Origin of the sequence: Salinivibrio sp. PR919, assembly GCF_001995355.1 — a bacterium.
Taxonomy (GTDB): Bacteria; Pseudomonadota; Gammaproteobacteria; order Enterobacterales; family Vibrionaceae; genus Salinivibrio; species Salinivibrio proteolyticus.
The window spans coordinates 1-19,822 of sequence record NZ_MUFL01000067.1; the positions used below are offsets into that span (position 1 = coordinate 1).

Sequence of the window (19,822 nt, forward strand, 5' to 3'; positions counted from 1 at the left end):
CAGCAAGGGCTGGATAGATCTGCGCGACTGAAGAACCTGCGCGGGGCATTTCGCTTACACGGCGCACTGCCGGCAGAGCATGTTGCGCTTGTCGACGACGTGGTGACAACCGGAGAAACGGTCAGTCAACTTTGCCGTTTGTTGCGCCGAGCGGGTGCGAAACGGGTCGATATTTATTGTATTGCGCGGACCAAGCTCCCTTGAGATAAACAGCAGTGCCCACAAATTAGCCACATTGAACAAGGGGTGATAGCAAGTAAAAACCGGAGTACACTGTACAAAACACACTGGATTAGTCAGGTATTTGTCGTGTCAGAAGTCAAAATTTCAGAAAATGCACAAAGCCACTTTGTGAAGCTGCTTGAGCAGCAGCCCGAGGGCACCAATATTCGCGTGTTTGTGGTTAACCCAGGCACGCCAAACGCCGAGTGCGGTGTTTCTTATTGTCCACCCGAAGCAGTAGAAAGCAGCGATACCGAACTCAAATTCAACGGCTTCTCTGCTTTCATTGATGAGCTAAGCCTACCGTTTTTAGACGAAGCGGAAATCGACTTTGTCACCGATAAAATGGGCTCACAGCTAACGCTGAAAGCACCGAATGCGAAAATGCGGAAAGTGGCCTCCGATGCGCCTTTAATGGAGCGTGTTGATTACGTGATTCAAAGCCAAGTCAACCCACAGCTTGCCAGCCATGGCGGCCATGTTAACTTGATTGAAATCACCGATGACGCCGTAGCGATTTTGCAATTCGGTGGCGGTTGCAATGGCTGTTCAATGGTAGACGTGACCTTAAAAGAAGGGATCGAAAAGCAGTTGCTGGCCGAGTTTAGCGGCGAGCTAAAGGGTGTGCGCGATGTGACCGAGCACGCGCGTGGCGATCACTCTTACTATTAAGACGCTGCCCTTCCATCGCAAAAACAGGCCAACTGGCCTGTTTTTTTGTTGATAGGTCTCAGTGCGTGACGTCAAAAAAGCTATCTCGTCGCCAGTGGTAAACAAAGCACACCGCGAGACTGAGTCCTCTTAGCGCCATAAAAGTAAGCATCGCTAACCATAGGGCGTGATTGCCCCACCCTTGCGCTAACCACCATGCAGCAAAAAAGCCCGCGGTGGCGACAAACATCCCATTGCGCATGTCTTTACCCCGCGTGGCACCAATAAAGATACCATCGAGCAAAAAGCACCACATCGACACTAAAGGCATAGCCACCAGCCAAGGTAAATAACGTGCCGCTTGGTCACGCACCGCTTCGATATCGGAAATCAGCGCAATGATGTGATGGCCTGCCACGCCAAATGCCAGCGTGATCGCCAAGCAAATCACCAACGACCAAAAAGTGCTGCCTATCAGTGACACTAACAACTCAGACTTGCTCTGCGCGCCAATCGCTCTACCCACCATCGCCTCCATCGCATAGGCAAAGCCGTCCATCGCAAAAGAAATCAGCATCAGAAAGCTCATCAGCACCGCATTGGCGGCCACAATGTCATCGCCGAGTGTGGCCCCTTGGAAGGTCATGAAGGTAAACGCCAACTGCAAGCTAAGGCTACGTAAAAAGATGTCTCGATTAAGCTTTAGCAAGCGGCTCATCCCAGTCAGCCCACGCTCAAACACCGACCGAATGGTCGGTAGCTGACGCGATTGCCAGATACCTTTGACAAAATAGAGCCCCAGCATGAGGCCGAGATAATCGGCGGCCACACTCGCTGCAGCGGCCCCTTCGACTTTCATATCGAGGCCCACCACAAACAGTAAATCAAGAACAATATTGGCACTGTTAACCACAATCAGTAGCCACATCGGCTGGCGCGCATTTTGCGCCCCCAGTAGCCAGCCCATGATCACCAAATTCATTAAGGTCGCTGGCGCACTAAAGATCCGAATGGAGAAATACTGGCTCGCATAGTGTTTGACTTCAGCACTGGCATCACTAAAGTGCATCACCCCCTCTAAAATGGGCACATGCAGTGCGATTAACAGTACAGCTAGCAAGCCCGCTAAGGTCGCCCCACGCACCAAGGTGGCCGCCAGCTCACGGTTATCACTCGCGCCATAGGCTTGCGCGGTAAACCCGGTGGTCGCCATACGCAAAAAGCCCAACAGCCAAAAGGTGACATTTATCATGGTGCTGCCAACCGCCACACCACCTAAATACCATGCATGGTCTAAATGGCCGATCACCGCGGCATCCACTAACCCTAACAGAGGGACGGTGATATTGGAGATCACCATAGGTAAAGCCAGCGATAAGACCCGCCAATGAAGCTCACGCTGAGTGAGAGACTGCCACATACTTCCTCGTTCTCAATATTGGACGCCACGCTATGCGTCAGGATGATGTATCATTTTTGATAAAGAACACGATTGCAGCGATAACCGGCAAGGTCAGCGGGTGGCCCTTATCGATGCAGCAGTGTACCATTGCGGCAATCTCATCGACGAGCGGCCATTGCACTGCATCAGTTGCATTGCGCCAACTCGGCTCATCACCTCTGTAAAAAAGGAAAGGTTATGCGTGTATTTTTTGCCTGTGTGTTGGCGGTATTGCTAGCGGGTTGCTCGAAAGTGACCAAGCAAAACTACGATCAGCTCGAAGTGGGCATGAGCTATGACGCGGTTGTGAGCCACATTGGCGAGCCTAGCCAATGCGACGACACCATGGGCTTAACCCACTGTGTGTGGGGCGGCGATGGTAAGCACATCAAAGTGTCTTTTGTCGCCGACAAAGCCACCGTGCTGTCGGCGCAAGGGCTAAAGTAGCCCCTTAATAGCGCAACGCGTGGTCGGCAAGGAGCACCACAAAGGTCGCGAAGATATGCCATATCGAGAATTTAAACGTCTGCCACGCGATGCCTTTTTGCGACTGGGTTTTCAGTCGCCAAGCGTAACCGACAAAGACCAGATTTAACGTGGTCGCCCCTACCAGATACAACCAACCACTCATCCCGGTCAGCCAAGGGAAAATGCCCACGATGACCAGCAGTAGGGTGTAAAGCAAAACCATAGTTTGGGTAAACCCTACCCCATGAGTGACAGGCAGCATCGGCACATCGGCTTTAGCATAGTCATGGCGGCGATGTATCGCTAACGCCCAAAAGTGAGGCGGCGTCCAAGTAAAAATGATCATCACCAGCAGCAGCGCATGGGCGTGAAGCTCTCCGGTCACCGCGGTCCAGCCTAACAAAGGCGGCATCGCTCCCGCCAAACCGCCAATCACGATATTTTGCGGGGTCGCAGGTTTAAGCCACTGGGTATACACCAATGCATAACCGACCAGACTGGCAAACGTTAGCCAAGCCGTGAGCGGATTCAGCCACCAACAGGCAATGAATCCCATCACCATCAGTATCACCGCAAAGGCCAACGCGGCGCCTTGACTCACTCTTCCCTCGGCAACGGGGCGATGGCGGGTGCGCTGCATTTTCGTGTCAATTTTCCAGTCGATAACGTGATTAAACACCGCCGCTGCGCTGGCTTGCGCACCAATGCCAAATAATCCCACCAGCACCGCCGACCAAGGTGGCCAGCCGGGAGTGGCTAAGCACATGCCCACCAACGCGGTGAGAAGCAACATGGCAACCACACGCGGTTTGGTCAGCTCGTAATAATCACGCCAATTGGCGTCAACCCATGTCGAAACACTAGCGGTACGTTGAAACTGTGCCATCACGAGCTCCTTGTCGGGTCGACGGTGAAAGACATAAAAATCRAGTGAGGAGTAATGTGGCCAATAGCGACAATCCACCGAGGTTATGCGCCACTGCCACACTCAGCGGCAGTAGCGCAACCACATTGGTTACCCCTAACGTAATTTGCATCGCCAGCACACCACTCACTGCCATTGCCAGCGCACGCGCCCCAGCACGCCACAGCATCCATGCCCAAGCAAGTACTAATGCGGTGACCACCATGGCACCGAGACGGTGCGTGGCATGAATGGTCACCCGCTCGGCATGGTTCAGCACGCCAAATTGATAGGTGTCGCTAAGCGGACTGACGGGATGAAAGGCGGAAGGGGTGAAAAGCTGCCACCAAGGGCTTTCACAGATAGGAAGCTGAGTGCAGACGGTGGCAGCATAGTTGGCCGAGGTCCAGCCGCCGAGACCGATTTGTACAATCACCGCCACCAAAGCCAACGTGCCCACGCGGCGCGCGGATGATGACATCGAAAACACAGGCAATCGGAGCGCGCCTGTCGCCACCGCCAGCCAAACTAGCAAGCATACCGTGGTGAAACCACCGAGTAAGTGCGCCATCACCACCACCGGCATCAAACTTAAAGTCACGGTCCACATCCCTAAGGCGGCTTGCGCGATGACGACCACACTGAGCAAGGTGGTCAGTGGTCGTAAAGCCYGATAGTCAGGACGTCGCCAGCTGATCCACGCCAACGCAAAAATCGCCAGCCCTAAGGTGCCCGCCACGTAGCGGTGCAACATTTCATTCCATGCTTTATTGATATCAAGCGGCGCATCTGGGAAACGCGACATGGCGACCGATTGCGCGCTTTCACTGGCCGGTACTGCCAAATGGCCATAGCATCCGGGCCAGTCTGGGCAGCCAAGCCCCGCTTCAGTGAGGCGGGTAAACGCGCCGAGGCCGACCACCAGCACAGCCAGTATCAGTGTCGATAAAACGGCGAGTTGGTAGCGACGCGTTGCCATAATCAGCCTACCTTCGACAATTTAAGGAGCCGTTTGAGATCGCGCAATAAGCCTTTGCCTTGCGCGACCCACTTGGTTTTATCGTCACTGACCGGATAGGCCAGCACCACATTATTCATCGGATCGCTTAGATAAATAGTATTTTTATCAAATGCTTGTTGCTGCCATGCCTGCGCCTGCTCTGTGGTCAGGGTTTGCCATGTCAGTACCTCCGGCGCTTTCGGGGCGGAGCGCGTCAGTGCCACGCTACTGACCCGATCGCGCTCTTTGCCGACCGCAATCGGAATTTGTGTTAACTGAAACAGGGCTTGCTCACACACCGAATCACATTGCTCTGGCACCCGATAAATCAACCGCCACTGGCCTTCCTTTGACAGCCAATTCAAGGTCGCCGGCTCAGCGAGAAACTGTCCGTAATTAGTGACCCCTTTTTCATACCAGCTTTGCTCCAGCACCAATTTCGCCACCACCACAGGTAGGACAAAAATGCCAATCAATGCTACGAGCGTTATGCGTCCTTTCACACCGCTTCCCTCTGTTTTGTTTTATACCACCAGATGCCCGCGCCAATACTGACCGCAAGCGCCATGAGTGCCCATTGCAAGGCATAGCCATAGTGTTTTACCGGTGGCATCACAACCGGCTGCCACACCGGCGTTATCCCCGCTTGCGCCAAGGCATCCTGACTCGGCGTGGTCACATCCATCAATGTTTCTGTCCGTATCAACCACTGCGTATTCAACGTTAGCAGTTGGGCGTTAAGTGCTTTCAAATCAATGCGCTGAACCCGAGCGGGCCAGGCGTGCGATGCCGTTTCTTCCTTGAGTACCACCCGCTCAGAGGGTGTATCAACAAAGCCAGACAGCTGGTAGCGCGATGCCAATGCAGGCACAGCCGGCAAGTGGCGCACTGCTGGCGCGGCCACCCAACCCAGTTCCACCAGCCACCACTGCGATGGCTGTTGGCTCGGCACAAAAGGAAGAAAGAGGCGATAGCCTACCCGGCCTTGGTGGGTCTGATTATCCAGCCACACGGCAAATTCAGGGCGAAACTGGCCGTCGAGCGCCAACCGTTGGCCTTTTCGCACCATGCCTGAAAGTGAGTTGGGGGCTTGATTGGCATCAAACTGTGCCAAGTGTTGGGCTTTTTGCACGCCACGCGTCCATTGCCAATGACTTAACTTGACGAGTAGCGCGACCACAACCACAGTCAATATCAGAAACCCCATTCGCCGTCCTTGTTTCATGATTACCTATTGCGCTAAGGAGCGCTTATGCTGGTCAAAGCTATTCTGATTTGTTTGCTGATCTTTATTTTGTTTAACTTATTTCGTGCCATTCCTATTTTGCTCAATGGCAATCGCTCCGTGCCTTTATCTCGCTTTTTGGGTCGTCGCGTTTTATTTTCCGTCTGTATCTTCTTATTGCTTTTATTGGCGCTCTCAATGGGCTGGATTACCCCCAACCCACGCCCCTATTGATCTATAAGATGTATACAAAAACGAACAAGCATAACCACACCACATCAACAAAGTGCCAATACCAAGCACTGGCTTGAAAACCAAAGTGTTGTGTCGGCGTGAAGTGGCCACGTAATACACGTAACCAAATCACAAACAACATGATGGTGCCTAATGTAACGTGTAGGCCATGAAAGCCAGTTAATAAATAAAAGGWGTTGCCATAGACCCCAGAGTCGAGACGTAGATCCATTTCTTGGTAAGCATGGATGTATTCTTCACCCTGAAAAAACATAAACAACGCCCCTAATAACACCGTGGCCAATAGGAAGCTTTTAATTCGCCCCCGTTGATTTTTCTCCATCGCGGTATGGGCAATATGGAGCGTTACAGAAGAGGTCAGGAGTATAAAGGTGTTTAACAGCGGTAACCCCATCGCGGGCATCGCGGTGGTTTCAATCCCGCCTGGGGTCAACGTGAGTGGCCACTGAGCGACGAAATCTGGCCACAATACCGCGGCCGTCATGGCATTGTTACTCGCACCGCCCAGCCAAGGGACGGCGATAAAGCGGGCATAGAAGAGCGCACCAAAAAAAGCCCCAAAAAACATTACCTCAGAGAAAATAAACCAACTCATTCCTTGGCGAAAAGAACGGTCCATTTGCGCCGAGTAAAGTCCTTGCATGGATTCGCGGATCACGTCGCGAAACCAGCCGGTGAGCATAATCAAAATAAGCACAGTGCCAGCCAGTAACAGCCAAGGACCGTTGCCACCAAATAAACCGCCCACCGTGGCACCTGCACCAGCGGCAATCAAAAACAGCGCCACCGCACCCACAATCGGCCAGATACTCGCCGCAGGGACATAATAACGTTCAGGCGTCGCCATGAGCGCCTCCTTATTCCTTGGCGCTGGCGGTCACATCAAACAAGGTGTAGGCCAGCGTTAAGTGGTTAATGTCATCCGGCAGCTCAGGATCCACGTAAAACACGAGGGGCAAAGCCGCATCCTCGCCACGCGGTAAAGGCTGACGGTTAAAACAAAAGCATTCAATTTTGTTCAAGTATTGCGCGGCTATCCCGGGTGAGACCGAAGGCACCGCTTGGCCGATGGTGTCATAGCGCGCATTGTTGGTGGCTAGGTAGTTGATGGTATGGGTTTCACCGGGATGCACCTGCATACGTTTAACTTGGGGCTCGAACGTCCAGCGCATTCCCGGGTTGATGTAGGCAATAAATTCAACGGTCACCAAGCGATCTTGGTCAATGCCCGCACTGGATGCGGCGGCCTCATTATCGGTTTTGCCGTTTATCCCAGTAACGTCACAGAACACGTCATACAAAGGCACTAAGGCAAACGCAAAGCCAAACATCGCGACTGCGAGCAGCAGTAAGCGGCGCACCGAGCGCGCAGACTCAGTGGCCATCGCGCACCTCCTTCAGATCTGGCGGTGTCTCAAAGGTGTGATACGGTGCGGGCGATGGCACTGTCCACTCCAGCCCTTCGGCACCCTCCCACGGCTTCGCCGCAGCAGGCTCACCGCCACGCGCGCATTTGATCACCACCGCGAGGAAAATAAGTTGCGACAAGCCAAAGGCAAAGCCACCGATACTGACAATGGCGTTCACGTCCGCAAATTGCAGGGCATAATCGGGGATCCGGCGCGGCATCCCCGCCAGTCCCAGAAAGTGCATGGGGAAGAAAAGCACATTGACCGAAATCACCGAACACCAAAAGTGCCACTTGGCCAAGGTTTCATTAAACATATGGCCGGTCCACTTGGGGAGCCAGTAGTAAGCCGCGGCCATAATCGAGAACACCGCCCCCGAAACCAGCACATAGTGGAAGTGCGCCACCACAAAATAGGTATCATGATACTGAAAATCGACCGGGGTGATCGCCAGCATCAAGCCCGAAAATCCGCCGATGGTGAACAGCACAATAAAGGCAATCGCAAACAACATGGGCACTTCAAAGGTTAACGAGCCCCGCCACATGGTGGCGACCCAGTTGAAGACCTTCACCCCAGTCGGCACCGAGATCAGCATGGTGCAGAACATGAAAAACAATTCGGCAAATACCGGCATCCCGGTGGTGAACATATGGTGCGCCCATACCAAAAAGCTTAACCCCGCAATCGAGGCGGTGGCATACACCATCGAGCTATAGCCGAACAGGCGCTTGCGTGAAAACGCAGGGACAATGGCCGAGATAATGCCAAAGCTTGGCAAAATCATGATGTAGACCTCGGGGTGACCAAAGAACCAGAAAATATGCTGGAACATCACAGGGTCGCCGCCCCCCGCGGCATCAAAAAAGCTAGTGCCAAAGTATTTATCGGTCAGCACCATGGTGGCGGCCCCTGCCAATACCGGCATCACCGCAATCAACAAAAAGGCCGTGATCAGCCAAGTCCAAACAAACAGCGGCATTTTCATGTAGGTCATGCCCGGCGCACGCATATTGGTGATGGTGACAATCACATTGATGGCGCCCATGATTGAGCTGATCCCCATGATATGCAGGGCAAACACAAACAGGCCGGTACTGTCTGGGCTATAAGTGGTCGACAGCGGCGCGTAAAACGTCCAGCCAAAGTTAGGGCCGCCGCCTTCCATAAACAAGGAGCCAATAAGCAGTAAGAACGCGAACGGCAGGATCCAAAAGCTCCAGTTATTCATCCGTGGCAGCGCCATGTCCGGCGCYCCTATCATCATTGGCACCATCCAGTTAGCCAAACCGGTAAACGCGGGCATCACCGCGCCAAACACCATGATCAGGCCGTGTACTGTGGTCATTTGGTTGAAAAAGTTAGGCTCAACCAGTTGCAAGCCGGGCTGAAAAAGCTCAGCACGAATAACCATCGCCATCGCCCCACCCAGTAAAAACATGGTGAAGCTGAAAATCAGATACATGGAGCCAATATCTTTGTGGTTGGTGGTCAACACCCAACGCATGATCCCACGCGGTTTATGGTGATGATCGTCATGCAAGGTATCTGGGGTAGTATCTGTCATCACGCGCTCCTAAAGATCTTCACCTGACTTCACCGCGTTGATTTGCGCAGCTTGTACGGTATCACCGGTGTCATTGCCCCACGCATTGCGCTCATAGGTCACCACCGCCGCCAATTCTTTGAGCGACAATTGCGGACCAAACGCTTGCATGGCGGTACCTGCTTTGCCGTTGACAACAATATCAATATGGTCGACCAATCTATCCGGCTGAATGGCAATCTCAGCGCCGGCCAACGCGGGGAACACGCCCGGCATCCCTTGTCCTTCGCTTTGGTGACACATGCCACAGCGGCTGTCGTACACCTGTTTGCCTAGCGCCATTAGCTCATCCATCGGCATTTCCATGTCCAGCAAGCGTTGCTCTTCTTCGCGCGCTTTCTGCTGTGCTAGGGCCGTTTTTTGCACCCAAGCATCAAATTCCTCTTGGGGCTTGGCGATCACCACAATCGGCATAAAGCCGTGGTCTTTACCGCACAGCTCTGCACATTGGCCGCGATAAATGCCGGGCTTATCAATTTTGGTCCACGCCTCATTAATAAAACCGGGGTTAGCATCTTTCTTCACCGCAAAGGCAGGCACCCACCACGAATGAATCACATCTTGCGAAGTAATCAAAAAGCGCACCTTACGCCCGACTGGCAACACCAGAGGCTGATCGACCTCGAGTAAATAGGTGTCACGCTTTTGTCTCTCATTGCGGATTTGTTCGGGGCTTGAGGCAAGCAGAGAAAAAAAGGCAACATCATGGTCAAAATAGCGGTAATGCCACTTCCATTGCGAGCCCGTTACCTGCACTGTGAGGTCCGGCTCGGTGGTGTCTTCCATATCGAGTAGCACTTGGGTGGCCGGAATCGCCATACCCACCAAAATCAAAAACGGCACGAGCGTCCACGCAATTTCTACCTTGGTACTTTCATGAAATGAGGCAGGGTTTGCGCCTTTGGATTTACGGTGACGGATGATGGCCCAAAACATCACCCCAAACACCAGCACGCCAATTGCAACGCAGATATAAAAGATGGTCATGTGCAGGTCATACACCTGCTGACTGATGGCCGTGACCCCTTGGGTGAGGTTCCAACCTTCTCGTTCTGCAGCATGCACACCCACTGCAGGAAGGAGCATTGTCCCTATCAAAAGTAGTAATCGGCGCCTCAACACGGCTTCCTCCTGCCTCACTCATGATTGACGCTGGCGAGAATACGCACAGATACAATCACTAACGATAGTTAACGTTTTATTTACAATTAAGTTAGGCAAGGATGGCGAAAAGGACAAAAAATCGAGGCGAAAAAGATCATAAAGCCAGACACGTGCCCACCTTGTGTGAGCACGACGGCAGAAAAGCGATAGCGCGAAAGAAAAGTTATAACTCGAGATGAAGGACAACAGGCGTGAAGCGCAGACGATAGCGTGGCATGGCCGCTAATGCACGTTGCCATAACCGCCAACGGGGACAGGGTTTATCGAGCGGTGATTTTTCTTCTACGCGGCACGCCCACGGCAACGCGTTCACGATCGCCATTCTCGGATCGGCAAAACCATGTTGGTATTGTTCGCAGCCCAACTTTTGTCCCATGCGGGTATGACATTTGTCCCCCGCCAGCACTAAGCATGCCTCCATTTGCGGAAAATGGCGGCTGATATGATGGCAAAAGGCTGAAATTTCGCGGTTACTGCACTCTAGTAAGGCTTGGTCACAAATTAGCATGGTTGGGTGACCAGCAGGTACCGCTAATTGATCCAGCCAATCAAGCTGCTTGACCGAGCCTTGCACCATCCGAAACCGTTCACTGGTATGAAAGAGTCGCTCACGCCAGAGTAAGGTTTCGTCGACATCTACCTCTAGCCAACGGCAACGGCCATTGTCGAGACGGTAAAAACGGGTATCGAGTCCGCCCCCCACGTTAATAATCCACGCGGTGGGATGCTGGGCTAAGAATTGTTTTACAATCGCGTCACATTGACTGGTAAGCGTGGCATAAAGCAGCTGGGTTTGATCCAGGTTTTGCCAATCACATTCGGGCTGGAGAACACACCCCTGACAGGCTGCAGCCGCCACCGGATCGTAAATCACCCCATCATCGGTAAGGCTCTCACGACTGCGCAGCCACATCGGCTTAAATAGCTTGCTAGGAACAGAATGCTGTTGAGTACGCACGGACACCTCCACATACGATAATTATAGATGATAATAATTATCGTTTGCCTGAGCAATAATGCAAAGGTGTTTTTTTAACCGCGGTCAAATCATGGGCGAGCGACGCCCGTGCCAGAAACCTATTACATCCAATCAGCGTTACGGATCACACCCACAGCCACGCCTTCAATGGTCAGTGATTGTGCGGTTAAATCCACCGAGATCGGCATAAATTCGTCATTTTCAGCGTGCAATACCACTTGCGCGCCTTTTTTCTCAAGACGCTTCACGGTCACATCGTCATCAACGCGAGCGACAACGACTTGGCCGTTGTGCACATCTTGGGTCTTGTGCACCGCCAGTAAATCGCCATCTAGGATACCGATGTCTTTCATGCTCATGCCATTGACGCGTAATAAAAAGTCAGCGCGCGGTTTGAACAAGGCAGGGTCAACTTGGTAATGACTTTCGACATGCTCTTGCGCCAATATCGGCTCACCAGCCGCCACGCGACCAATCAGCGGCAAACCTTGATCTTCTGGGGCGACCACTTCTTCTTCGCAAATCAAACGAATGCCTCGTGACGCGCCGGGAATAATCTCCAGCACTCCTTTACGGGCTAAGGCTTTTAGATGCTCTTCCGCCGCGTTCGCGGAACGAAAACCCAACTGACGAGCAATCTCGGCACGGGTCGGCGGCATCCCTGTCTCTTCGATATGGGCTTTGATTAAATCAAAAACCTGCTGTTGTCTCGCGGTTAACGGCTTCATGCTCTTACCTGTCTTTTTATACAGTTAACTGTGAGTATATCCAGTAATTAAATGCTTGAAAAGGCCTAATTCGCGCAGCGAGAAGCGGATCTCATTGTGGCTTGAAACGGTGGGTTAGCGTAATTTCCCGACCTTTCGTTGCGAGTTCGCCGTACTTTTCTGCTATCCTTGGCGCGCATTTTGATTTTGAGGCGCTAACCGTTATGGCTCTCTGGCAAAAACTTTATTATAAGCTATTGAATTTGCCGCTCTCTGCATGGGTAAAAACCCACTGTATTCCATCCGAACCTATTGAGCAGCTCAACCTATCGTTAACACGGCCCATCGTCTATGTGCTGCCGTTTCACTCCCACACGGATTTACTGACCCTTAGGCGAACCTGTTTGCGTCAAGGGCTGCCTGATCCGTTAAAACCCCTCACCATTGGGGATACTACCTTGCCGCGCTACGTGTTTATTAGCCACGGCCGCAAGGTATTTAGTGGTCAGCAAGATTTACCGGCCCGCTCGTTGGCGCATTTTAAAGATTTACTTAACCTTCATCGCCAAGACAGTGAGCTAGATATTCAGCTCGTCCCCGCCTCGGTGCTGTGGCAACGGGATCCGGGTAACGAAACGCAGCGTGATCAAGCGATTTTGCGCGCCATGAATGGCCCTGAGAAACTGTGGACCATTCTGACCCGTGGCCGTGATGGTATGGTGCGTATCAGCCAAGCGGTATCGCTACGCTATATGGCCGACAAGCACGGCACCGACCAAGCGATCGCGCATAAACTCGCGCGGGTGGCGATGATCCACTTCTCGCGCCAAAAACTCGCTGCCTCGGGACCTCGCCTCCCGAATCGCGCCTTGCTCTTTAAGCGTCTGCTGGCCTCGAAAGCGATCGATAAAGTGGTTCATGATGAAGCGCAAAGCCGCAATGTCTCGGTTGAGAAAGTGCGCAAAGAAGCGGTCGATATGATGGAAGAGATCGCCGCTAACTTCTCCTATCGCTTGATTCGCTATAGTGATCGCCTGCTAACTTGGTTGTGGAACAAGCTATACCAAGGCATCAACGTCAACAACGCCGAGCGCGTGCGTCAGTTGGCGCAAGACGGCCATGAAATTGTCTATGTGCCCTGCCACCGCTCACACATGGACTACTTGTTGCTATCGTATGTGCTGTACAAAGAAGGACTGGTACCGCCGCATATTGCCGCCGGCGTCAACCTCAACTTCTTCCCGGCTGGACCCTTATTCCGCCGTGGTGGCGCCTTCTTTATTCGTCGCAGCTTTAAAGGCAACCGCCTGTATTCCACCGTTTTCCGTGAATACCTGGCAGAGTTATTTGCCCGCGGCTATTCGGTCGAGTACTTCTCCGAGGGCGGCCGCTCACGCACAGGCCGCTTGCTACCGGCGAAAACGGGGATGCTTGCCATGACCTTGCAAGCCATGCTTCGCGGTCAACAACGCCCAATCACCTTGGTGCCCGTCTATATTGGCTACGAGCACGTGATGGAGGTCAGCACCTACGCCAAAGAGCTGCAAGGCCAACGCAAAGAGAAAGAAAGCTTTGGTCAAGTGGTAGGCATTGTGCGCAAGCTGCGTAACTACGGACTGGGGTACGTCAACTTTGGCGAGCCTATTCCACTGAACCAACACCTAAACGACAAGGTGCCGGACTGGCATGATTACATCAATCCGATCGAGCCGCAGAAACCCGCTTGGATGAACCCAGTGGTCAATGACTTGGCTGAGAAAGTGATGACTCGGATTAACGATGCGGCCGCCACTAATGCTCTGACTCTTTGTGCCACCGCGCTGCTGGCCTCCCGTCAACGCGCCTTAAGCCGCGAGGCATTGGAGACCCAACTGGCGGTGTATCAACAGCTGCTTACACAAGCGCCGTATTCGGCCTGTTGCAGTGTGCCGCAAGACAGTCCCGCGGACTTAGTCGACCATGCTTTGTCACTGAATAAGTTTGTGGTCGAGAAAGACACCATGGGCGATGTGATCTCGCTGAACCGTCAGCAAGCGATTTTGATGACCTATTATCGCAACAACGTGATCCATTTGGTGGCGCTGCCTTCATTGATTGCGCAGATCCTGATCACCCACAAAACCATCAGCCAAAGTGGCTTACGCGCCTGCGTGCAGCAGCTTTATCCGCTGCTCAAAGCCGAGCTGTTTATGAGTTTTGACCAAGCCAGCTTAGATAGCTACTTTGATGCGCTATTGCATGCCATGCAGGCACAGTCGCTGATTTGTTGTAACGACGATAAAGTGACCATGAACAATGCCAAGCTGGGTGAGTTGCAATTGCTGGGGCGTACCATCGTCGAAACCTTGCAACGCTATGCAATTACGTTGACCTTGTATACCCACCAGCCGCATATTGAAAAGCGTGATCTGGAAAAACACAGCCAAATGTTGGCACAGCGTTTAAGCCGCCTACACGGGATCAACGCGCCGGAGTTTTTTGATAAAGGCGTGTTCAGTACCTTTGTGGATACGCTCCGTGAGCAAGGCTATCTCGATGACGATGCTAAAGCTAATGCTGAGCGCATCCAAGCACTGAATGATTTGGTATGCGGGCTGATTTCACCGGAAGTCCAGCTCACCATTCAGGCAGTGCTGAACCAGCCACTGACGGGCCGAGCAGAAAACACCGAGTCCGACAGCGGGCAATAAGCATCCGATATTGATGCACTAAAAAAGGCGCATGATGCGCCTTTTTTTATGTGTCAGGGTCAGTGATTACTTAAAGGTATACGCCCGCTAAGACGCCCAGAAAAATCACTAAACCCACATAGTTATTGTTCATAAACGCCTGAAAGCAAGGCATTCTTTCTCGATCACGCACTAAATACTGCTGGTAAACAAACAACGCGAACGCGGCCAGCAAGCTCCAATGAAATCCTGCCGATAGGGACAGCCAATTCCCCACCAACATCAGCAGTAACAGTGTCGATAATTGCAAACCACCAATCGCCGCTTTGTCCCAACGGCCAAATAAAATGGCGGTCGATTTCACCCCGATCTTCAAATCATCATCTCGGTCGACCATGGCATAAAGGGTGTCGTAGGCAATGATCCAACAGTTATTTGCCATAAACAAAAGCCATGCAACGGGAGGAATGGTGTCTTGCACGGCGGCAAATCCCATCGGGATCCCCCAACTAAACGCCAGCCCCAATACCAATTGAGGAAGATGGGTATAACGCTTCATAAAGGGATAGACAAACGCCAAGGCGACGCCGACAAAGGACAGTTGAATGGTCAACAGGTTTTGCGTTAATACCAGCGCAAACGAGGCGAGAACCAAGCCAAAAAATAGCGCGAGCGCCTCTTTTTCGCTAATACGTCCAGACGGCAGTGGCCTATCCTTAGTGCGTTTAACATGGCCATCAAAATGACGGTCCGCATAGTCATTAATCACGCATCCGGCGGCACGCATCATGTATACGCCCAATACAAAAACCGCCAGCACATCGAAGGGTGGTAGACCGTCGGCAGCCAAAAATAAGGCCCACAAGGTTGGCCATAAAAATAATAAGGTCCCAATCGGGCGGTCAAGGCGGGCCAGTTGAGCCAGCGCCACTAACTTAGGGCTCATGCGGGGATCTCCTTTCCGTACATGGGCGAATCAGGTAAAAACAATTCCGCCACCAACATCGGACGGTTATGCAGCCAAAGCCGCGAGCGACGCGCTTGAAGTCCACCCGTTGGCATCGCTACTTCCGCCACTTCAATAGCATCACGGCGCGATGCGCGCTGTTTAAAAACATGCTGACCTAACGGCACGGCGCCTAGGGCGTTCAAGTAACCGCCTTGCCCTTCAAGCGTGGAAGCGGGCAACAGCGTGCGTCCACAAACCCATGCGTGGCCGTCTCCCTTTAAGATCACTTCACGCACCACGCACGCCTCGTGACCGATTAATGCCACTTCGTCCGTGGTCAGTTTATCCGGCGTCAGTTGATACACATTGACCACATCCACATCAAAGCGCTGACAGTGGCGCTTGAGTCGAGCCGTCATCGAATGCGATTCGAGTAACCAACTCCCATGTTGAGAGCGTTTTAACGCGGCGATATCTGGTCGTTCCCAGCGCGCTTGTTTCAGCGCCGCCAAATAGGTTTGATTTAAATCCGACATTGTTTCCTGTGCCACATCGCGCAAAATTCGCCCGCTTCATCCCCTCGGTGGCTTACAATATTGCTATACTCGGCTGGCAATTGTAGCAAGCCAGTCCCGATTGGAGAATGCAGGGCGRCCTAACCCTATCATATGAGCAACTGAATTGCTGGGTGGATATGAGAAAGATTCAAACCTTATGGATGGCCTTAGTCGGCCTATTATTACTGACCAGCTCGGCCGTGTTCGCTGAAGCAGAGGGTGACGGACAAGCGCCCAAATACAGCTACTTTTCCCTAGAGCCTGAAATCACCACCAACTATGTCACTGAGGGGAGCCGGCTCGGCTTTATCAATGTCAAAGTGGAGCTGATGGTCGATGACCCGAAACTGGTGCGTGAGCTGGAATATCATGCGCCGCTGATCCGTGATGCCATCATCGAGACCTTGAGTCAGCAAACCGTCACCAAGATAAAATCGCTATCCGGTCGAGAAGCAATCCGTAAAGCCTGCCTGGAGCGCGTCAATGAGCTCTTATTAGCAGAAACCAATCGACGCATTCTCGCCGATCTCTTGTTTACCAAGTACCTATACCAATAGGCGATCGTTATCCGCTACGCGGATAACGCATCTTGCTCAGCATCGCTGGGCACCACTTCAAGGTGGCCACCTTGCGCTAACAGCATGTCGCGCACATTGCTCGGTGGCTCGGCATCGGTAAAGACCATATCGAGTTGGGTAATGTTGCCAAGATTCACCATGGCATTACGACCAAACTTGGTATGGTCGGCAGCCAGCATCACACAGCGGCTGTTATCTAGAATCGCTTTTTTGACACGTACCTCGTGGTAGTCAAAATCGAGCAGCGACCCATCATCATCAATGCCACTGATCCCCAAAATGCCGAAGTCGAGGCGGAACTGGGAGATAAAATCGAGGGTGGCTTCACCCACAATACCCCCGTCACGGTTGCGCACTTCGCCCCCAGCAATAATCAGGGTGAAATCCTGCTTGGGCATTAAGATAGCAGCGGCATTTAAGTTATTGGTCACCACCCGTAAGTTATGGTGATTGAGTAACGCGCGCGCGACCGCCTCCGGTGTGGTGCCGATATCAATAAACAAGGTCGCGCCATCCGGAATGTGCTTCACCAAAGCTTGAGCAATGGTGTCTTTTTCGTGCTGCTGCAAGACCTTACGCGTTGCATACGCGGTGTTTTCCGAACTCGACGGTACTGTCGCCCCACCGTGATGGCGGCGAATGTGGTTCTCTGCGGCCAATTCATTGAGATCGCGTCGAATCGTTTGCGGGCTGACATTGAAGCGCTCAACCAAGTCTTCCGTGCTCACGTATCCTTGTGACTTAACCAGATCAATGATTTGCTGATGACGTTTGTTTTGCTTCACTGCATCTCCCCTTACAAAAAGCCCCCGCGGTCACGGGGGCTTTCTAGTTTACTCATTGCCTATGGGCAATGCCAAGACTGATTGTTTAGGCAGCATGTGCCGGTGACTCACGACGCACGCGGCTCTCACCTACCCATGCTAAGCATAGGAAGAAAATCGCCAAGATACAGCCGCCGGTAAGGAGCATAAAGCCACCGTCCCAACCAAAGTGATCCACGGTATAACCCAATGCAATATTGGCCACTACGGCACCACCGAGGTAACCGAATAGTCCAGTTAAACCTGCCGCCGTACCGGCCGCTTTTTTCGGTGCAAGCTCAAGCGCATACAAGCCGATCAGCATCACCGGACCATAAATCAAGAAGCCAATCGCCACCAGCGCGACCATATCGACGCCCGGATTGCCCGCAGGGTTAAACCAATAGACCAATACCGCCAAGGTGACTAAGACCATGAACAGTACACCCGCTGGCGCACGTGCTCCTTTAAAGAACTTATCTGACATCCAACCACACAGCAGTGTGCCCGGGATCCCCGCCCACTCGTAGAGGAAGTAAGCCCATGAGGACTTATCGACGGTAAAGCCTTTGGCTTCATCCAGATACACAGGCGCCCAGTCCAATACGCCATAGCGAATCAAATAGACAAAGGCGTTAGCAATCGCGATGTACCACAAAAGACGGTTTTTCRGTACATACGTCACGAAGATATCTTTGGCGGTCATTTCCTTCTCAAAGGCTTCTTCGTCGTAGTTTTCTGGATAGTCGTTTTTGTATTCTTCAATCGGTGGCAAACCACATGATTGCGGGGTATCGCGTAGGGTTAACCAGATGAATACCGCGACCAAGGCTGCAAAAAACGCCGGGACATAGAAAGAGGCACGCCAGTCGTCATTGAACAGCCACAGGCCAAGCAAGAATAGCGGACCAATCAAGCCGCCCCCCACGTTATGCGCCACGTTCCAAACAGATACCAGCTCACCACGCTCGCGGCGTGACCACCAGTGCACCATGGTACGCCCGCAAGCCGGCCAGCCCATGCCTTGCACCCAACCGTTAATAAACAGCAGGATAAACATGATGGTAATACTGCTGGTTGCCCACGGCATAAAGCCAAAGCAGAACATCACCAACGATGACATTAACAGGCCAGCACTCAAGAAGTAGCGAGGGTTAGAGCGGTCAGACACGCTGCCCATGAGAAATTTAGACAGACCGTAAGCGATCGAGACAGCAGCTAATGCAAAGCCAAGATCGCCGCGGCTAAAACCATATTCTTCAATAAGAAATGGCATCGCCAAGCTGAAGTTTTTACGCACTAGGTAGTAACCGGCATAACCGATAAAAATACCAATAAACAATTGCCAACGCAGTCGGGTGTAGGTTGAGCCGACTTGCGATTCTGGCAATCTTTGCCGGTGAGGTGCCGGACGAAAGATTCCAAACATGAGAGGGTTCCTCAGTAAGATGTACGCGATGGATAGGTAAAAGGGTTACAAATCAAAAGAGYGAGCATTGAAATATTCGAATACGCTCAACGGGTGGAATATTTACTCAAAATGAAAACAAAAACCGTGAATCCGAACATAAATTATCGATCTAGAACAATAAAAATGTGTGTTCGAATAAAAAAAGAGCAGTAATCTGCTCTTTTTCGTTTGCGTTTGTTTGACGGACAATGTTAGGCCGCGCGTTTGGCATCCCAAAGGCCGAGTAAGCAACCGACGCCTAAACCAAACACGTGCGCCATATTGGCGATATTCATGCCCAGTGGTTGGAAGAACCCAATCACTAACCATGCCAACATAAACACGACATACGGTTTCTCAATGGTTAACCCGCGCTCGGGGGCGAGCCACGTTAACCACCATAAATAGCCTAAGAGCGCGTAAACCACACCGGATAAGCCGCCAAAATAAGGCCCTTCCAGCCAATATTGCCCCAGACCGGAGAAAAGGGCGGCAAAGAGGAAAATCTGCATCAGCTTGCTGCCACCAGCCCGTTGCTCGATACGTCCCCCAAGTACCCACCACCACAATAAGTTAAAGACGATGTGTAGCGCCGAGAAATGAAGCAAGGCGTGACTAAACAACCGCCACAATTGCCAGCGCTGCTCGCTATCAGCGGGAAACAGCAAGCTGCGCACGACGACCTCAAATCCGCCTAAGATCATCATGGCAAACAAGGCGGCACACGCGATCATCACGGTAATCGTCACTGGACCAGACTTGTCTTTCACCGTTTGCCATAACCC

At 52.3% G+C, this 19,822-nt stretch carries 22 protein-coding genes; 6 read left to right on the top strand and 16 right to left on the bottom strand.

Features of this window, described 5'->3' with window-relative positions:
• Both BZG83_RS12285 and nfuA read left to right on the top strand, forming a co-directional pair.
• The coding region (locus tag BZG83_RS12285; protein WP_274532438.1) for a ComF family protein at positions 1 to 204 on the top strand (204 nt) is incomplete at its 5' end.
• A gap of 105 nt (positions 205 to 309) precedes the next feature.
• Positions 310 to 894, top strand: a complete 585-nt coding sequence (gene nfuA, locus BZG83_RS12290; protein WP_077455024.1) for a Fe-S biogenesis protein NfuA — start codon at positions 310 to 312, stop codon at positions 892 to 894.
• A gap of 58 nt (positions 895 to 952) precedes the next feature.
• Here the strand turns inward: nfuA and dinF are convergent, their stop codons facing one another.
• Entirely contained in the window at positions 953 to 2,293 is a 1,341-nt protein-coding gene (dinF, locus tag BZG83_RS12295) for an MATE family efflux transporter DinF (RefSeq protein WP_077480925.1), read from the bottom strand.
• 219 nt (positions 2,294 to 2,512) lie between these two features.
• Between dinF and BZG83_RS12300 the strand changes: the two genes are divergently transcribed.
• The gene (locus tag BZG83_RS12300; RefSeq protein WP_069589015.1) at positions 2,513 to 2,761 is read left to right on the top strand and encodes a DUF3862 domain-containing protein; all 249 of its coding nucleotides are present in this window, start codon (positions 2,513 to 2,515) and stop codon (positions 2,759 to 2,761) included.
• Positions 2,762 to 2,765: 4 nt separating this feature from the next.
• On the opposite strand, the gene cyoE is transcribed toward BZG83_RS12300, so the two are convergent.
• Genes cyoE through BZG83_RS12320 form a run of 4 tightly spaced genes read right to left on the bottom strand, consistent with a single transcriptional unit; the run spans position 2,766 to position 5,893 of the window.
• Positions 2,766 to 3,668, bottom strand: a complete 903-nt coding sequence (gene cyoE / locus BZG83_RS12305; protein ID WP_077480927.1) for a heme o synthase — start codon at positions 3,666 to 3,668, stop codon at positions 2,766 to 2,768.
• Positions 3,643 to 4,665, bottom strand: a complete 1,023-nt coding sequence (locus BZG83_RS12310) for a COX15/CtaA family protein (RefSeq protein ID WP_077480929.1) — start codon at positions 4,663 to 4,665, stop codon at positions 3,643 to 3,645. Before BZG83_RS12310 ends, cyoE begins: the two co-directional genes overlap by 26 nt.
• A gap of 2 nt (positions 4,666 to 4,667) precedes the next feature.
• On the bottom strand, positions 4,668 to 5,189 hold the full coding sequence (locus tag BZG83_RS12315; protein ID WP_077480931.1) for a hypothetical protein: 522 nt from the start codon (positions 5,187 to 5,189) through the stop codon (positions 4,668 to 4,670).
• Positions 5,186 to 5,893: an SURF1 family protein gene (locus tag BZG83_RS12320; RefSeq protein WP_158011462.1), complete on the bottom strand. Its 708-nt coding sequence runs from the start codon at positions 5,891 to 5,893 to the stop codon at positions 5,186 to 5,188. The genes BZG83_RS12315 and BZG83_RS12320 overlap by 4 nt, the downstream gene beginning before the upstream one ends.
• Before the next feature lie 45 nt (positions 5,894 to 5,938).
• Between BZG83_RS12320 and BZG83_RS12325 the strand changes: the two genes are divergently transcribed.
• Entirely contained in the window at positions 5,939 to 6,145 is a 207-nt protein-coding gene (locus BZG83_RS12325) for a DUF2909 family protein (RefSeq protein ID WP_077480935.1), read from the top strand.
• A 1-nt stretch (position 6,146) separates the two neighbouring features.
• Here BZG83_RS12325 and BZG83_RS12330 read toward each other — a convergent pair whose 3' ends face one another.
• The 6 genes from BZG83_RS12330 to lexA form a co-directional block, all read right to left on the bottom strand.
• A complete protein-coding gene (locus BZG83_RS12330; RefSeq protein WP_077480937.1) occupies positions 6,147 to 7,013 on the bottom strand; it encodes a cytochrome c oxidase subunit 3 in 867 nt (288 codons plus the stop codon).
• A 10-nt stretch (positions 7,014 to 7,023) separates the two neighbouring features.
• Positions 7,024 to 7,551, bottom strand: a complete 528-nt coding sequence (locus BZG83_RS12335) for a cytochrome c oxidase assembly protein (protein WP_077480939.1) — start codon at positions 7,549 to 7,551, stop codon at positions 7,024 to 7,026.
• Complete coding sequence (gene ctaD / locus BZG83_RS12340; protein ID WP_077480941.1) at positions 7,541 to 9,142, bottom strand: cytochrome c oxidase subunit I; 1,602 nt, start codon at positions 9,140 to 9,142, stop codon at positions 7,541 to 7,543. The genes BZG83_RS12335 and ctaD overlap by 11 nt, the downstream gene beginning before the upstream one ends.
• A gap of 9 nt (positions 9,143 to 9,151) precedes the next feature.
• Positions 9,152 to 10,267: a cytochrome c oxidase subunit II gene (gene coxB / locus BZG83_RS12345; RefSeq protein ID WP_077480943.1), complete on the bottom strand. Its 1,116-nt coding sequence runs from the start codon at positions 10,265 to 10,267 to the stop codon at positions 9,152 to 9,154.
• 241 nt (positions 10,268 to 10,508) lie between these two features.
• Positions 10,509 to 11,303: a class I SAM-dependent methyltransferase gene (locus tag BZG83_RS12350; RefSeq protein ID WP_332254837.1), complete on the bottom strand. Its 795-nt coding sequence runs from the start codon at positions 11,301 to 11,303 to the stop codon at positions 10,509 to 10,511.
• Positions 11,304 to 11,425: 122 nt separating this feature from the next.
• Positions 11,426 to 12,052 (bottom strand): transcriptional repressor LexA, encoded by a 627-nt coding sequence (gene lexA, locus BZG83_RS12355; protein WP_069589035.1) that lies wholly within the window; start codon positions 12,050 to 12,052, stop codon positions 11,426 to 11,428.
• Between the two features lie 203 nt (positions 12,053 to 12,255).
• Here lexA and plsB point away from each other — a divergent pair, with 203 nt between their 5' ends.
• The gene (gene plsB, locus BZG83_RS12360) at positions 12,256 to 14,721 is read left to right on the top strand and encodes a glycerol-3-phosphate 1-O-acyltransferase PlsB (RefSeq protein ID WP_077480945.1); all 2,466 of its coding nucleotides are present in this window, start codon (positions 12,256 to 12,258) and stop codon (positions 14,719 to 14,721) included.
• A gap of 70 nt (positions 14,722 to 14,791) precedes the next feature.
• Here plsB and ubiA read toward each other — a convergent pair whose 3' ends face one another.
• Positions 14,792 to 15,646: a 4-hydroxybenzoate octaprenyltransferase gene (gene ubiA, locus BZG83_RS12365; RefSeq protein WP_077480946.1), complete on the bottom strand. Its 855-nt coding sequence runs from the start codon at positions 15,644 to 15,646 to the stop codon at positions 14,792 to 14,794.
• Positions 15,643 to 16,185, bottom strand: a complete 543-nt coding sequence (locus tag BZG83_RS12370; protein ID WP_077455005.1) for a chorismate lyase — start codon at positions 16,183 to 16,185, stop codon at positions 15,643 to 15,645. Before BZG83_RS12370 ends, ubiA begins: the two co-directional genes overlap by 4 nt.
• A 158-nt stretch (positions 16,186 to 16,343) precedes the next feature.
• Here BZG83_RS12370 and BZG83_RS12375 point away from each other — a divergent pair, with 158 nt between their 5' ends.
• Complete coding sequence (locus BZG83_RS12375; RefSeq protein WP_069589058.1) at positions 16,344 to 16,763, top strand: flagellar basal body-associated protein FliL; 420 nt, start codon at positions 16,344 to 16,346, stop codon at positions 16,761 to 16,763.
• A 14-nt stretch (positions 16,764 to 16,777) separates the two neighbouring features.
• Here BZG83_RS12375 and BZG83_RS12380 read toward each other — a convergent pair whose 3' ends face one another.
• The 3 genes from BZG83_RS12380 to glpG form a co-directional block, all read right to left on the bottom strand.
• The gene (locus BZG83_RS12380; protein ID WP_077480948.1) at positions 16,778 to 17,569 is read right to left on the bottom strand and encodes a DeoR/GlpR family transcriptional regulator; all 792 of its coding nucleotides are present in this window, start codon (positions 17,567 to 17,569) and stop codon (positions 16,778 to 16,780) included.
• Positions 17,570 to 17,654: 85 nt separating this feature from the next.
• Positions 17,655 to 19,016 carry a glycerol-3-phosphate transporter gene (gene glpT, locus BZG83_RS12385; protein WP_077480950.1) on the bottom strand — a complete coding sequence of 454 codons (1,362 nt, stop codon included), beginning with the start codon at positions 19,014 to 19,016 and terminating at the stop codon, positions 17,655 to 17,657.
• A 233-nt stretch (positions 19,017 to 19,249) separates the two neighbouring features.
• On the bottom strand, positions 19,250 to 19,822 hold a 573-nt coding region (glpG, locus tag BZG83_RS12390), incomplete at its 5' end, for a rhomboid family intramembrane serine protease GlpG (RefSeq protein WP_077480952.1).